The sequence below is a fragment of the Sphingobium jiangsuense genome (assembly GCF_014196495.1).
In the GTDB taxonomy this organism is placed as follows: Bacteria; Pseudomonadota; Alphaproteobacteria; order Sphingomonadales; family Sphingomonadaceae; genus Sphingobium; species Sphingobium jiangsuense.
Window position 1 is genome coordinate 412,511 of sequence record NZ_JACIDT010000002.1, and the last position, 14,648, is coordinate 427,158.

Consider the following 14,648-nt stretch of genomic DNA (forward strand, 5'->3'; position numbering starts at 1 on the left):
CTGCCGCCCTTAGGCCCAAGCGCCGCCGATTGCAAGCCGCGTCCCGATTATCGATTCTGCTTCAGGGTGAGGGGAAGGCCCGCCGCGAGGAATTGCACTTCGTCGGCAAGCGCCGCGACCTTCTGGTTGACGATCCCGGCCGCGTCCCGAAACCGGCGGGCCAGCGCATTGTCGGGCACGATGCCCAGCCCGACCTCATTGGCGACGAGAATGACCGGGCCTTTGGCGCCGCCCAGCGCCTCGGCCAAATCTCCGGTCGCGGCCGCAATGTCCCGCTCGGCCAGCATCAGGTTGCTGACCCACAAGGTCAGGCAATCGACCAGCACCACCCGGTCGGGCGCGCCGTGCGCCTTGATGGTCTGGGCGAGATCGAGCGGGGCTTCGACCGTTTGCCATTCCGGGCCGCGATCGGCCTGATGCCGGGCGATGCGCTCGCGCATCTCATCGTCATAGGCCTGTGCCGTCGCGATGAACATCGGGGAAAGGCCGGTCGTTTCGGCCCGTTCCTGCGCATAGCGGCTCTTGCCGGAGCGCGCGCCGCCGATCACGAACAGGCTAGGCATGATTTTCTCCCCTGGCGAGCCGGAGCAGGCCGTCCATATCGAGATGGGTTTCGAGTTCGGCGGCGATGGCGTCGAGAGCGGCATCGACCGTTACCGCGTGGTCATGGCCATCGGACCGGCCGCCCAGCGTCTCCAGCAGCGCCGCGCGCAGGCCGGTGCCGGAAAATGCGCCATGGACATAGCTGCCCATCACGCGGCCGTCGGCGCTCAGCGCGCCATCGGGATGCGAATCCGCCAGCATGGCGAACGGACGGGCGCAGTCGGCGCCCGACGTCTCTCCCATATGCATTTCGAAACCGGCGAAGCGCCGGCCGAGCGCCACGCCTTCGACCCGCCGCAGCGCCTTGCGCGGCGTCAGCACCGTCTCGCAATCGAGCAGCCCCAGACCCGCTACCTCGCCCGGCGGCCCCTCGATGCCGTGCGGGTCGGATATGCGCCGGCCCAGCATCTGGTAGCCGCCGCATATGCCGAGGATCCTGCCCCCACGCCGATGATGCGCGAGGATGTCGATATCCCACCCCTGATCGCGCAGCGCGGCCATGTCGGCGATCGTCGCCTTGGAACCGGGCAGGACGATCAGCGCGCAATCGGCCGGAATCGGCTGGCCCGGCGGCACCATCGCCAGTTCGACCGCGCTTTCCGCCTTGAGCGGATCGAGATCGTCGAAATTGGCGATGCGTGGCAGGATCGGGCAGGCGATCTTCAGTTTCCCCGCGTTGTCATGGGCCGGGCGTTCCAGCACCACCGCGTCCTCGCTGGGCAGGCGCGCGGCGGGGGGAAGCCAGGGCACGACGCCGAAGCCGCGCCAGCCCGACAGCGCCTCGATCTGGCGATAGCCGTCCGCGAACAGGGCCGGATCGCCCCGGAACTTGTTGATGACGAAGCCCCGGATCATCGCGGCGTCGGCGGGGTCGAGCACCGCGCGCGTTCCCGCCAGCGCGGCGATGACGCCGCCCCGGTCGATATCGCCGACCAGCACGACCGGCACATCGGCGGCGCGGGCGAACCCCATATTGGCGATGTCTCCCGCGCGCAGGTTGATCTCGGCGGGGGAGCCGGCGCCCTCGACCACCACGATGTCGCAGTGCGCGCGCAGGCGCCGCCAGCTTTCCAGCACTTCGGGCAGGAGCGAGCCGCGCTTCTCGCGGAAATTGCCGCCGCCGAGCGTGCCCCGCACATGGCCGTGCACGATGAGCTGCGAAGTGTGGTCGGCCTGCGGCTTCAGCAGCACCGGGTTCATGTCGGTATGCGGTTCCACCCGGCAGGCGAGCGCCTGCAACGCCTGCGCCCGGCCGATTTCGCCGCCGTCGACGGTGACGGCGGCGTTGTTCGACATGTTCTGCGGCTTGAACGGACGCACCGAAAGCCCGCGATTGGCGAAGGCGCGGCACAGCCCGGCGACCAGCACCGACTTGCCGACATCCGACCCGGTGCCTTGCAGCATCAGCGCGCCCATATCGCCACTCCCCCCGCAGTCAGCCATAGCAGCAGGCAGACCCCGACATAGATCCGCAGCGCGCGGTCTATGTCGCCGGCGGTCGCTGTGGCGCGGCCCTCGCCGATCCACTCCTTGTCCTGCATCACCCCGTCATAGGCGATCGGCCCGGCGAGGCGAAGGCCGAGCGCGCCCGCCATCGCCGCCTCGGTCCAGCCCGCATTGGGCGAGGCGTGCCGCCGCGCATCGCGCCACATCACGCGCCAGCCGCCGCGCCCGGCGAGGCAGATCAGCGCGCCGCCGATCCGCGCCGGGATAAGGTTCATCAGATCGTCGAGCCGCGCCGCCGTCCAGCCGAAAGCGCGCCAGCGCTCCTCGCGATGGCCGATCAGGCTGTCGGCGGTGTTGACCGCCTTATAGACCCAGATGCCGGGCAGGCCGCCCGCCAGCAGCCAGAACAGCGGCGCGGTCACCCCGTCGCAGAAGCTTTCGGCAAGGCTTTCTATCGCCGCGCGGGCGACCCCGCTTTCGTCGAGTTCTTCGATATCGCGCCCGACGATCATCGCTACGGCCTGCCGCGCGCCCGTCAGATCGTCCCGGCGCAGGCAATCGGCGACCGGGCGGACATGATCGTACAGGCTGCGCTGGGCCAGCGCGGGCCAGGCGAGCAGGGCGGTCGCGAACCAGCCGAGCGTGTCGGCGCCGCGCGCGAGCAGCCAGCCGCTGCCGCCCGCCACGCCGAGCAGGATCGCCACGGTGGCGATGCCCAGCAGGCGGCGGGCGGCGGCGGGGAGGGCCGGACGGTTCCAGCGCCGCTCGCAGCCTTCGATCACGCGCGCGAACAGGCCGACCGGGTGGCCGATGCGGGCGTGTAGCGCGCGGGGCCAACCGAATGCCGCATCCAGCATCAATGCCGCCAGCGCCACCGGCTCAGCCATGGTCGAGCGCCTCTTCCAGCCGCGCCAGCGCCGCCTCGCCGCCGGGCAGGCCGATACGCAGCCAGCCGGGATTGTCCTCGAAGGGGCGGGTGAGGATCGCCTGCCGCGCCAGCTGTTCGAAGAGCGCCATCGCGTCATCTGTCTCGATCAGCCGGAACAGCGGGCAGGCCCCGGCGAGCCGATGGCCGTGGCGGATGAGGACGCGGTCGAGCGTTTCCGCTTCGCAGGCCAGCCGCGCGCGGGTCGCGGCGATCCATGCCTCGTCGCGATAGGCCGCCGTGCCGATGGCGATGGCGGCGGCGGAGACCGGCCAGGCGCCCAGCCGCTCGCGCAGCCGCGCCACCATGGCGCGCGGGCCGATCAGGAAGCCGAGCCGCACCCCCGCCAGCCCGAAGAATTTGCCGAACGAGCGGAAGATCAGCAGGCGCCGGTCTTCCGCCACCTCTGCGGCAAGGCTGTGCGCGGGGTGGCAGTCGGCAAAGGCCTCGTCCACCACCAGCCAGCCTGTCGCGCCGCGCCGGTCGAGCAGGTCGAGCAGCGTGGCGCGCGTCAGCAGGCGGCCATCGGGATTGTTCGGGTTGGCGAGAATCAACGTTGCGCCGTCGGCGTCGGCCAACTGCGCACGGGCGACCGGCATGCCGCCTTCCATCACTTCGCCATGGGTGCGGTAGCCGGGGGCGAGGTGGCGCGCCGGGCCGGGAAGCAGGTCGCCGATCAGGCGCAGTCCGATTTCTGTGCCGGGCAGTGCGCAGACATGATCCGGGTCCGCGCCGAAATGGGCGGCGGCGGTGGCCTCCAGCGTGCGCAGATCGTCCTCTTCGGGCAGGCGGCGCCAGTTCACTTCCACACTGGATGCACCCGGCCAGGAATAGGGATTGATCCCGGTCGAAAGATCGAGCCAGTCCTGTCCGCCGAAATGCGCCCGTGCCGCAGCAACGCCGCCGCCATGCCATGTCCAGCGCGGCTTCATGCGGTGCTTCCGCTTGCGGTCAGCGCCAGCAGCAGCAGGGTTTCGCCGATCTCGATTCCCGCGCCATGGCCGTCGCCCGAAATGCCGCCGATCCGCCGTAAAATCCACCAGCCCCATAAGGCGAAGAACAGGAGGACGACGAGAAAAGTTGGAAAGAACCACGCCGCGACCAGCAGTGCGGCGGCCCACAGCGCGAGGTCGATCGGGCGGACCGCGCCCCGAAAGCGGGCGCCGAGCCCTTCATGCAGCGGCGGCAGCCAGCGGCTCCAGACCAATGGGCCGATCCGCGCGGCGAAGGGAATGCAGGCGATCGCCGCGACCTGTCCCTGATCGATCGCCGCGTGCAGCAGCACCAGCTTGGCGAGCAGTTGCAGGGCCACTGCAACCGCGCCGAAACTGCCGACATGCGGGTCGGCCAGCACGGCGAGCAGTCGTTCCCGGTCCTTGTGCGCGGCGCCGCTGGCGTCGGCGATGTCGGCCAGCCCGTCGAGGTGGAGTGCACCGGTGACGCCGGTCCACAGCAGCAGCGCGATGAGCGCGCCGATCCATGGATCGGTCCGCCCGCCCAGCCAGCCGCCGCCCGCGACGATCAGGCCGACGATCGCGCCCGCCGCCGGGAACCAGCGCATCGATGCGGCGAATTCGTCGGAGGATACGGCGATGCGCGGCGTCGGCAGGCGGGTGAGGAACTGGAGCGCGACGACAAGCCCTTTCATGGCCATAGCCCCATGATCTGCGCGGAACGCGGCGTGCCGCGCCAGACGCGCAGGGAAAGCAGCGCGCCATAGGGCAGGTCGAACGCCCAGAGGTGGCGCTGGTCGAAGCCAAACAGCACCGCCAGCGCGGCGCGGATCGCCCCGCCATGGGTGACGATCAGCGTGTCGCGCGCGGGCAGGGTGTCGAGCGCGTCCGACACCCGCGCGGTGAGCGCCGACCAGCGCTCCCCCTGAGGCGGTGGGCAGGCGTCGGGATCGTTCCAGAAGCGTCCCATGGCGTCGTTGTCGATCGCCGCCGGGGCCAGCCCATCCCATGCGCCGAAATCCAGTTCCCGCCAGCGCGGATCGACCGTAACGGGCAAGGCCCGTTGCGCGCCGATTGCTTGCGCCGCCGCCGAGGCGCGGCCGAGGTCCGACGCCACGATGGCGGCGAAGGGTATCTCCGCCACCTGTTCCACGCAGGCGGCTATGCCCGTGGGGCAGGGCGCACCATCCGTGCGGCCCATCAGCAGGCCCGGCTGTTCCGGTGCGCCATGGCGCAGCAAGTGGAGCAGGAAGCCGCTCATGCGCCGCCGCTCACCCCGGCTTCGGCAAAGGTTGCCATGCCGTTGTGCGTTGCCAGCGCTGCACGGACGATCTGCACGGCCACCGTCGCGCCGCTGCCTTCGCCCAGCCGCATGCCGAGGCGCAGCAACGGATCGAGGCCGAGCCGCTCCAGCAGCCGGACATGCCCCGGCTCGGCCGAGCAATGCCCGGCAAGGCAGTGATCGGTGATCGCCGGTATCGCCGCCGCCAGCGGAGCGATCGCCGCGCAACAGATGAAGCCGTCGAGCACCACCGGCACCCGCAGCTGCCGGGCGCGCAGGATCGCGCCGGCCATGGCGGCGATCTCCCGCCCGCCGAGGCGGCGCAGCGTCTCGAACGGGGTAAGCGGCGCATCGGCGTGAAAGGCCAGCGCCGTTTCGATCACTGCCAGCTTGTGCCGGACACCGGCCGCATCCAGCCCGGTGCCGGGGCCGACCCAATCGGCGACGGTGCCGCCGAACGACCGCGCGCAGAGCGCCGCCGCCGCCGTGCTGTTGCCGATGCCCATCTCGCCGGGAACGAACAGGTCAAGGCCGGGTTCGACCGTCTCTGCCCCGGCTGAGAGCGCCGCCAGACAGTCGGCCTCGCTCATTGCCGGGCCTTGCGTGAAATCCTGCGTCGGCCGGTCCAGATCGAGCGGCACGACATGCAGGTCCAGACCCGCCGCGTCAGCCAGCGCATTGATGGCCGCGCCGCCGTTCGCGAAGTTCGCCACCATCTGGGCGGTGACATCCGCCGGAAAGGCGCTGACGCCCCGTGTCGCGATGCCGTGGTTCCCGGCAAAGACGACTGCGCGCGCCCGGTCCAGCACCGGACGCTTGCGCCTCTGCCACCCGGCGAGGAACAGCGCGATGTCCTCCAGCCGCCCCAGCGACCCGGCGGGCTTGGTCAGCACCGCCTGCCGTGCCCGCGCGGCGGCGGTCGCCGCTTCGTCGGGGCGGGACAGGTCGGCCAGCGCGGCGTCGAAATCGGCAATGGTGGCAAAGCTCATGTGGCGACAAATCCTTCCGGCGGCGATCGGGTGATGAAGTGGCCCTTCACGCCTTCCGGCCAGTCGGAGAAAGGCACCCGGCCAAATTTGCTGGCGGTATAATGGGCTGCATAATCGAGGATCGCGCGTGCCGCCTCCTCATCCGGCGTGAAGCGGCCGAGCACATAGCTGACCTTGCCGGGCGCGCGTAGATGCACGGTGCAGAAGTCCTTGCAGGCGAAGAGGCAGGGCATCTCCTGCACCGCGATGGCCGCATAGCGCGGGTCCGTTTCCCGCACGGTGCGCAGCGCCTCGGCAAGCCGCGCGCCGCCGCGCATCCCCTCCGCATCGTCGCGCGCTTCCGCCGAATGGCGGCAGGTGCTGCACGCGACCACGGCGGGACCATTGCTTACAGGCGTGAGCATCGGGCCTCCTCACGAACGAAGCGATGATCATGTGCGTCCATCAGAATCTCCCCCGGATGCCGGCATGGATGCTGCGGCCGGGCGTGCCGTAGCGCCAGGCGGTCATATATTCCTTGTCGAACAGGTTCTCGACGCGCGCGAACAGCCGCATCTGCGGTCCGGCCCTGTATTCGGCGCGCAAGTCGACCAGCGTATAGGGCGCGAGGCGGATGGAGTTGGAGGCATTGTCATAGGCTGCGCCGGACCAGCGAACCGCCGCGCCCAGATCGAGGCCGATAGGCAATGCATAGCCGATCGAACCGTTCGCCATGTGGCGCGGGCGGCGGGGCAGCCATTTGCCGAATGTCGCGCTGCCGGCGGAACGGTCCTCCGCGACGGTCCAGCTATAGTTGCCGTCCACTGTCAGCGCGCCCAATGACAGGGCCGCGCGCGCTTCGACGCCATGAGCTTCAGCCCGCGCGACATTGGCGTAATAGCCCGCGCGGGCGATAGTCGTCCCCGGTTGCAGGCAGAGCATGGGATCCGGCGCGGACGAGCATGGATTGTAAACGATCTGTTGTGTCGTTGTCCGCTCGAACCATGCCGCGCCCATGGCGAAGCGGCGGTCGAACAGCTGCTGTTCCAGACCGGCTTCCCAGCCATGGGCGCGTTCCGGCTCCAGCGTCGTATTGCCGTATTCGCTGAACAGCTGGTAGAGCGTCGGCGCCTTGAACCCTTCGCCATAGCTGGCGCGGATCGCGGTTCCGGTCGGCAGGGTCCAGACGCCGCCCGCCGAGAACAGCGTCTTACCGCCATAGCGGTTATGATCGTCATGGCGCACCCCGCCATTGAGCGTCAGGCCGGAGAGCGGCCGCACGCTCAACTGCGCGTAGAAGCCGGTCAGTTCGGCTTCGCCGCGCGCGGGCGCCGGGATCGGTGTCGACAGCGAACCCGATGGCGAGACGCTGCGGAAGCGGGACTTTTCGTTTTCGGCTCCGAACAGCGCCGTCACCCTGTCCGAGATCGCGAAACTGCCCTGATATTCGAGGCGCTCGTTCCGGCCATTGGCATCGAATGTCTGCGCGCGGGCGCGACGGGGATCGTAATTGTCGCGGTCGGTTTCGGTATAGCCATAGCCGAAGCGGTTGCGGAACCGCCCGTCGAGCAAATCCGCCGTCAACCCGGCATAGCCGACGAATTCCCGGTTCAACGCATAGGCCGGGCTGTCCGCGGTGGTATCGTCGAACTCCGTGCGGGCGCGGGAATAATAGGCGTGAAAATCGGCGGCGATATTGCTCGCAAGGGCGATTTCCACCCGGCCCTGCGCGGCGCGGTTTCGATAGCCGTCCGCCTCCTTCCCATTAAAGGCGGGGCTGATCGCGGAAATGCTGTCGGTCGTGAAACTCTGCGCGCCGAGACGCCATGTCACCGGGCCGCTCCTGCCACCCAGCGCCGCGCGGGCGCTGACGGTCTGGCGTGAACCGGCCTCGACATCGAAGCTGCCTTCGAGGGCGCGCGCCGGTCGTGCCGTCACGACATTGACCACGCCGCCTATCGCCTGACTGCCCCAGAGGATCGACTGCGGGCCGCGCAGCACCTCGACCGTCGCGGCATCGCCGACCAGCAGGTTCGCGAAATTATAGCTGCCGTCCGCGTTGGAGGGATCGTTGAGCTTCACGCCGTCGATCACCACCACCGTCTGCCCGGCTTCCGCGCCGCGAATCCGCAGCGACGTCGCCGTGCCGTAACCGCCGTTGCGGCTCATGCTGACGCCCGGCGTGCGCAGCAGCAATTCGGTCATGCCGATGTCCTGCGCGCGGTCGATGGCGCTCCTGTCGAGCACCGTCACCGACGCGGGCACCTGATCGACGGGCGTGGCCACGCGCGTGGCCGTCACGAGGATCGCGGCGGTATCCGCCCCGGCGCCCGCTTCGGCATCGGCATCGTCGGACGCGAATGCGGGAGGACAGAGGAGAAGGGAGAGGAATGCGGAACCATATCTGGGCAACACCAAGCGAACACCTCACGACAAGGGCTTGCGCTCTTGCGGAAGCGGGACGCCGTGCCGGAAAGGCGCGACGACACGCTTCGCGCACGATGCGCGAGGCCCGGACCTGTCGTCACGCGGGTTCACCCCCGTCCGCCCGGCACACCCTGTCCGCGCGAAGGACGACGGCGAAAGGCAGGTCTCCTGGCTCGCGGGTCATCGCCGGTTGGTGCCGCCTTCTCGGGATTGCGATGATCCCAATGGCATGTGGCACGAGGCTATCCGCTCACAGTTGCAGGGGCAGCCGGGGTCTCGAACCCCGTTCCCGTTTTAATCCCCGGTCAGGGGGAACCTGTCGCTGCACACCGGATAATGCGCATGCTGCATCGCGTCAATCGGATCGTCGTCAAAACTCGATCCCCGCCTGCGCCTTGACCCCCGAACGGAACGGGTGCTTGATCAGCGTCATCTCGGTGACGAGATCGGCGGCCTCGACCAGCGCGTCAGGGGCGTTGCGGCCGGTGACGATCACATGCTTCATCGGCGCGCGGGCGGTCAGCGCCTCCACCACCTCGTCGACCGGCAGATAGTCGTAGCGCAGCACGATGTTGAGCTCGTCGGCCAGCACCATGTCGTAGGACGGGTCGGCGATCATCCGCTTCACCTCCTCCCACGCCGTGCGGGCGAGGGCGATGTCGCGGGCGCGATCCTGCGTGTCCCAGGTGAAGCCCTCGCCCATCGGCCGGAACTCGACATTGGCGGGGAAGGCGTCGAACACCGCCTTCTCGCCGGTGGTCATCGCGCCCTTGACGAACTGGACGACGCCGACCTTCCTGCCATGGCCGATGGCGCGCACCACCATGCCGAGCGCGGCGGTGGTCTTGCCCTTGCCCTTGCCGGTGTGGACGATCAGCAGGCCCTTCTCGATCGTCTTGTTCGCCATGATCTTCTCATGCGCGGCCTGCTTCTTCTTCATCTTCTCATTATGCTGTTCGTCGGTCCGTTCGGCCATCAGTCCTTCTCCGCAAGTTGGGCGAGCAACAGGCCCGCGCTGTTCGATCGGGGTTTCCACAGCCCGCGCTCCAGCGCCTCGGCGAGGCGCGCGGCGGTTTCACGCAGCGCGGCGGGGTTGGCGCGGGCCATGAAGGCGCGCACTGCCTCGTCCTCGATGAAGGCGGCGTGGACGGCGTCGAAATGATGGTCCTTCACCGCATGGGTGGTGGCGGCGAAGGCGAAGAGATAATCGACCGAGGCGGCGATCTCGAACGCGCCCTTGTAGCCGTGGCGCATCACGCCCGCGATCCATTTGGGGTTGGTGACGCGCCCGCGCACGATGCGGCCGATCTCGTCCTCCAGCGTGCGGATGACGGGGCGTTCCGGGCGGCTGTGGTCGTTGTGATAGCTGCGCGGGGCCTTGCCCTTCAGATGCTCCACGGCGGCCGCGATGCCGCCCTCGAACTGATAATAATCGTCGCTGTCGAGCAGGTCGTGCTCGCGATTGTCCTGGTTCTGGATCACCGCGTCGGCGTCCGTCAGGCGGGCGGCGAACAGGGTGCGCTCGGCATCGCCCTCGACGCCGGAACCATAGGCATAGCCGCCCCAGTCGAGATAGACATTCGCGAGGTCGGCGCGGTCATGCCATATCCGCTCGTCGATCATCGCCTGCAAGCCCGCGCCATAGGCCCCCGGCTTCGATCCGAACACCCGCGCACCCGCGCGGCGGCGGGCGAGGGCGGCGTCCTCCCCGCCCTCGACCAGCTTCGCGATCTCGGCGCGATGGCGGGCGGCGGCGGGGTTGTCCTCCTCCGGCTCATCGAGCGCCATCACCGCGCGGGCGGCGCTGTCGATCAGGTCGATCTGTTCGGGGAAGGCGTCGCGGAAGAAGCCGGAGACGCGGAAGGTCACGTCCACGCGAGGGCGGCCCAGTTCGGTGACGGTCATGATCTCGAAGCCGACCACGCGCCCGGAGGTCCATTCCCAGCGCGGGCGCACGCCCATCAGCGCCAGCGCCTGTGCGATGTCGTCGCCGCCGGTGCGCATGTTGGCCGTGCCCCAGGCGGACAGGGCGACCGCCCTGGGATAGTCGCCCTCGCGCTGGAGATAATCGTCGACCAGAAGCTGCGCCGACTTGCGGCCCAGTTCCCATGCGACGGCGGTGGGGACGGCGCGGGTGTCGACCGAATAGAAATTGCGGCCCGTGGGCAGCACGTCGGGCCGCCCGCGCGTCGGCGCGCCGGAGGGGCCGGGCAGGACGAAGCGCCCGTCCAGCCCGGCGAGCAGGGCTTCCCCCTCCCGCGCGCCGCAGCGGTCGATGCGCGGGGCGAGGTCGTCGCTGATTGCGGCGAGGACGGCGGCGCTTTTGGGGCCGGGCGGGGTGGCGCCGTCGACCAGTTCCGCCGCGAGCAGTTCCAGCCGCTCGACCGTGTCGCCATGGCTGCGCCACGGATCGGCGGAGAGCGTGGCCAGTCGCTCCGGCCTTGGCCCGTCCCAGGGGTCGCCCATGCGGCAATCGAGCGGATCGAAGCCGAGCGCCAGATCCCCGGCCAGCGCCCGCAGCAGCGAGGCCTGCCCGTCATGATCCAGCCCGCGCGGCGCCCTCGCCAGCGCGACGAGCAGGTCGCGCCGCAGCCGCCCCTCCGGCGAGCGGGTGAAGATGTGGAGGCCGTCGCGAATCTGCAATTCCTTGAGTTCGCACAGATAATTGTCGATGGCGGAGAGGGCGTCGTCATCATCGCCGAGCGCGCCCGCATCCTTGTCCAGCCCCTGCGAGCGCGCGAGGTCGAGTATGTCGCGCCGCAGCCGCTCGATCCGGCGCGGATCCATTCCGGCGGCGAGATAATATTCATCGACCAGCGCTTCGAGCTGCTTGAGCGGGCCATAGCTTTCGGCGCGCGTCAGCGGCGGGGTAAGATGGTCGATGATCACCGCGCCGATCCGCCGCTTCGCCTGCGTGCCCTCGCCGGGGTCGTTGACGATGAACGGATAGAGCTGGGGCAGCGGCCCCGCGCATATCTCCGGGAAGCAGTCCCGCGACAGCGACACCGCCTTGCCCGGCAGCCATTCGAGATTGCCGTGCTTGCCGATATGGACCAGCGCCTGCGTGCCGAAATGCCGCTCCAGCCAGATATGGAAGGCGAGGTAGGCGTGGGGCGGCGGCAGCGCCGGGTCGTGATAGCTTTGCCTGGGATCGATATTGTATCCGCGCGCGGGCTGCACCGCGAGCGCGATGTTGCCGAAGCGATGGACGGCGAGGTGGAAGGCTCCGTCGCGCACGAAGGGATCGCCCCCCGGCTCGCCCCAGCGGTCCAGCATCGCGCGGCGGGCGGTATCGGGGATGGTGGCGAAGGCGGCCTCATAGTCGGCCAATGGCAGCGCGACCTCGCCGGGCCGGTCGAGCGAGGCGAGGGCGTTGGTCACGCCGCCGGTCATCAGGCGCATCAGGCCCGCGCCGTCCATCGGCGCCGCGCCGACATCATAGCCCGCGCCTTTCAGTGCCGAGAGGATGGCCGCCGCGCTTTCCGGCGTGTCGAGGCCGACGCCATTGCCGATCCGCCCGTCGCGATTGGGATAGTTGGCGAGGACCAGCGCGATGCGCCGCTCCCGCGCGGGCGTGCGCCGCAGTCTTGCCCAATTGGCGGCGAGGGTGGCGACGAAGGCGACCCGGTCCGGCGCGACCTTCGGCACGACGATGCCGCACTGCGTCACCTCGTCGAAGCGCTCCGTCGCCTTGAACGCGACCGCGCGGGTGAAGAGTCGTCCGTCCACCTCCGGCAGCGCGACGTTCATCGCCAGATCGCGCGGGCCGAGGCCGCGCGCCGCCGCCTGCCAGTCGGCCTCCTCCACGCCCGCGAAGGCGACCTGAAGGATCGGGCAGTCGGCGCGCTCCAAAATGCCGGGCGTGCGCGGATCGCCGGAGGAAGAGGCGGCGAAGCTGGTCGCGTTGACGATCACGTCCGGCACGATCCCGCCCAGCAGGCTGCCCAGCCAGTCGATCGCGAACGGCTCCCGCAGCGCGCGGACATGGACAGCGGCTACATTGAACCCGCGCTCCGCCAGCGCGTCCGCCATCGCATCGACGGCATCGAGCGTGCCCGCGACCATCAACGCGCGATAAAAGACCAGCAGCGCCACCGGCGCGCCGTCCCGCCAGCGCGCGCGAAGGTCGGCGAGGCCGGGCCGCTCGACGCCGGAAAGATAGAGGCCCGCATCGGCAACGGGCACCGGGTCGTCGGGCACGCCCGCATCCGTGCCGATCAGCCGCGCGGCGGTGCGCAGGAAGGAAAGCGCATTGGCCGTGCCCCCCTGCCGCAGATAATCGCGCAGCCGCTCGCGCGCCTCCGCCGCCACGGTGGAGGCGGTGTCCAGCGCCGGGTCCGCCTCCCGCCCGTCGGCGATGGCGGCAAAGGCGATGCCCCGTTCCCGCGCCACCCGCGCGATCTCGTCCACGCCATAGGGCCAATAGCTCTTGCCGCCGAGCAGGATGACGCAGACGAACCGCGCCTTCGCGATCACCTTTTCGACATAGAGGTCGATCGAATAGGGATGGCGAAGCTGGAGCAGGTTGGCGAGGCGGACGCTTGGGGTATTTTCTGGGGGCGCGCCTTCGCCCAGCCGCGCCGCCGCCTTGGCGAAGCAGGCCAGCTCGCTGTCCGCCACCGTCAGGATGACGATATCGCCCGGCGGCTGATCGAGGTCGATCGCCTCCTCTCCGCTGGAGATGGTGCCGGGCGTGGCGGACAGCAGGTGCATCAGCCGATGACGCCTTCCAGCCCGGCCTCGATGGCGGCGCGGTCCAGCCCCTTCTGGCCGATCACCACCAGTTGCGTGCGGCGCGCTTCCCCGGCCAGCCAGCCGCGATCATAGAAATGCTGGATGCGCGGGCCGACCGCCTGCACGACGAGGCGGACGGGTTTGCCCGCCACCGCGACCATGCCCTTGACGCGCAGCACGTCATGCGCGGCGATCAGCTCGCCCAGCCGCGAGACGAGGGCGTCCACGTCCGCCGCTTCCGCGCCGTTCACTACGAAGCTGTCGAAATCGTCATGGTCATGATCCTCGCCCTCCGCCTCATGGTGGGAGGGGCGCGCGTCGAGATCGTCTTCGGCGGCGGCGGTGATGCCGAGCAGTGCGGCGATATCGACCGCGCCATGATCGGCGCGCACGATCTTTACGCCCGGCCGGGTTTCCGCATCGACCTGCGCCTCGACCCGCGCCAGCGTGGCGGCGTCGACCAGATCGGTCTTGTTGAGCACCACCATGTCGGCGCAGGCCAGCTGATCCTCGAACAATTCCTCCAGCGGGCTGTCATGGTCGAGATTGGGGTCCGCCGCGCGCGCGGCCGCCAGCGCCGCTTCGTCGGTGGCGAAGCGCCCCGCCGCCACCGCATCGGCATCGATCAGCGCGACCACCCCGTCCACCGTCGCGCGGGTGCGGATGTCGGGCCATTGGAATGCCTTCACCAGCGGCTTGGGCAAGGCGAGGCCGCTCGTCTCGATGATAATGTGATCGGGCGGGCTGGGCCGGTCGAGCAGTTTCTGCATCGTTGGCAGGAAGTCGTCCGCTACGGTGCAGCAGATGCAGCCATTGGCCAGCTCGACGATATCCTCCTCCGGGCAGGCCGCGTCGTTGCAGCCCTTCACCAGCTCTCCATCGACGCCGACATCGCCGAATTCGTTGATGACGAGCGCGAGCCGGCGGCCCTTCGCATGAGCGAGCAGATGGCGGATGAGCGTGGTCTTGCCCGCGCCAAGGAAGCCGGTGATGACGGTGGTGGGCACCTTGCTCATGCGTCTTCTCCTTCTGCGATTTCAATGGGCGCGCGGTCGAAAGCCGTGCGCCGGGGCAGGACCCGGCCGCCGCCTCTCCCGATCGTCGCGCGCAGGCGCTCGCCAACGGCGCGTTCTTCTGTCTGTTTCAAGGAAATTCCCCCGGCGCCGAGCAACTGGCGGCAAGCGGGGCAACCGGCGGGTCGATGCCCGACGAGAAGCCGGGCAGGCGAGCGAACGGTCGGTCCGAGCCTGGCGGACGGGCGCAATTCGTCCGCGCGGCACTGACCCTGCGGCCCCAGCCGCAACGGTTCG

At 69.6% G+C, this 14,648-nt stretch carries 12 protein-coding genes and 1 riboswitch; all 12 genes read right to left on the reverse strand.

Translation table 11 applies throughout. The features are described 5' to 3' along the window. Window positions 1–47: 47 nt before the first annotated feature. Entirely contained in the window at window positions 48–563 is a 516-nt protein-coding gene (cobU, locus tag GGR43_RS04480; RefSeq protein WP_188070733.1) for a bifunctional adenosylcobinamide kinase/adenosylcobinamide-phosphate guanylyltransferase, read from the reverse strand. Continuing rightward, complete coding sequence (locus GGR43_RS04485; RefSeq protein ID WP_188070734.1) at window positions 556–2,019, reverse strand: cobyric acid synthase; 1,464 nt, start codon at window positions 2,017–2,019, stop codon at window positions 556–558. Before GGR43_RS04485 ends, cobU begins: the two co-directional genes overlap by 8 nt. Then, complete coding sequence (gene cbiB, locus GGR43_RS04490) at window positions 2,007–2,936, reverse strand: adenosylcobinamide-phosphate synthase CbiB (RefSeq protein ID WP_188070735.1); 930 nt, start codon at window positions 2,934–2,936, stop codon at window positions 2,007–2,009. Before cbiB ends, GGR43_RS04485 begins: the two co-directional genes overlap by 13 nt. Beyond that, window positions 2,929–3,906 (reverse strand): threonine-phosphate decarboxylase CobD, encoded by a 978-nt coding sequence (gene cobD, locus GGR43_RS04495; RefSeq protein WP_188070736.1) that lies wholly within the window; start codon window positions 3,904–3,906, stop codon window positions 2,929–2,931. The genes cbiB and cobD overlap by 8 nt, the downstream gene beginning before the upstream one ends. Further along, complete coding sequence (cobS, locus tag GGR43_RS04500) at window positions 3,903–4,622, reverse strand: adenosylcobinamide-GDP ribazoletransferase (protein WP_188070737.1); 720 nt, start codon at window positions 4,620–4,622, stop codon at window positions 3,903–3,905. The genes cobD and cobS overlap by 4 nt, the downstream gene beginning before the upstream one ends. Further along, entirely contained in the window at window positions 4,619–5,188 is a 570-nt protein-coding gene (locus tag GGR43_RS04505; protein WP_188070738.1) for a histidine phosphatase family protein, read from the reverse strand. Before GGR43_RS04505 ends, cobS begins: the two co-directional genes overlap by 4 nt. Next, entirely contained in the window at window positions 5,185–6,198 is a 1,014-nt protein-coding gene (gene cobT, locus GGR43_RS04510; RefSeq protein ID WP_188070739.1) for a nicotinate-nucleotide--dimethylbenzimidazole phosphoribosyltransferase, read from the reverse strand. Before cobT ends, GGR43_RS04505 begins: the two co-directional genes overlap by 4 nt. Continuing rightward, window positions 6,195–6,602 (reverse strand): DUF1636 domain-containing protein, encoded by a 408-nt coding sequence (locus GGR43_RS04515; RefSeq protein WP_188070740.1) that lies wholly within the window; start codon window positions 6,600–6,602, stop codon window positions 6,195–6,197. Before GGR43_RS04515 ends, cobT begins: the two co-directional genes overlap by 4 nt. Before the next feature lie 40 nt (window positions 6,603–6,642). Next, complete coding sequence (locus GGR43_RS04520; RefSeq protein WP_284278852.1) at window positions 6,643–8,592, reverse strand: TonB-dependent receptor; 1,950 nt, start codon at window positions 8,590–8,592, stop codon at window positions 6,643–6,645. 153 nt (window positions 8,593–8,745) lie between these two features. Then, window positions 8,746–8,939, reverse strand: a riboswitch (cobalamin riboswitch). Between the two features lie 35 nt (window positions 8,940–8,974). Continuing rightward, the gene (gene cobO / locus GGR43_RS04525) at window positions 8,975–9,580 is read right to left on the reverse strand and encodes a cob(I)yrinic acid a,c-diamide adenosyltransferase (RefSeq protein ID WP_188070742.1); all 606 of its coding nucleotides are present in this window, start codon (window positions 9,578–9,580) and stop codon (window positions 8,975–8,977) included. Continuing rightward, entirely contained in the window at window positions 9,580–13,317 is a 3,738-nt protein-coding gene (gene cobN, locus GGR43_RS04530; RefSeq protein ID WP_188070743.1) for a cobaltochelatase subunit CobN, read from the reverse strand. The genes cobO and cobN overlap by 1 nt, the downstream gene beginning before the upstream one ends. Continuing rightward, a complete protein-coding gene (gene cobW, locus GGR43_RS04535) occupies window positions 13,317–14,354 on the reverse strand; it encodes a cobalamin biosynthesis protein CobW (protein ID WP_188070744.1) in 1,038 nt (345 codons plus the stop codon). Before cobW ends, cobN begins: the two co-directional genes overlap by 1 nt. Window positions 14,355–14,648: the final 294 nt, after the last annotated feature.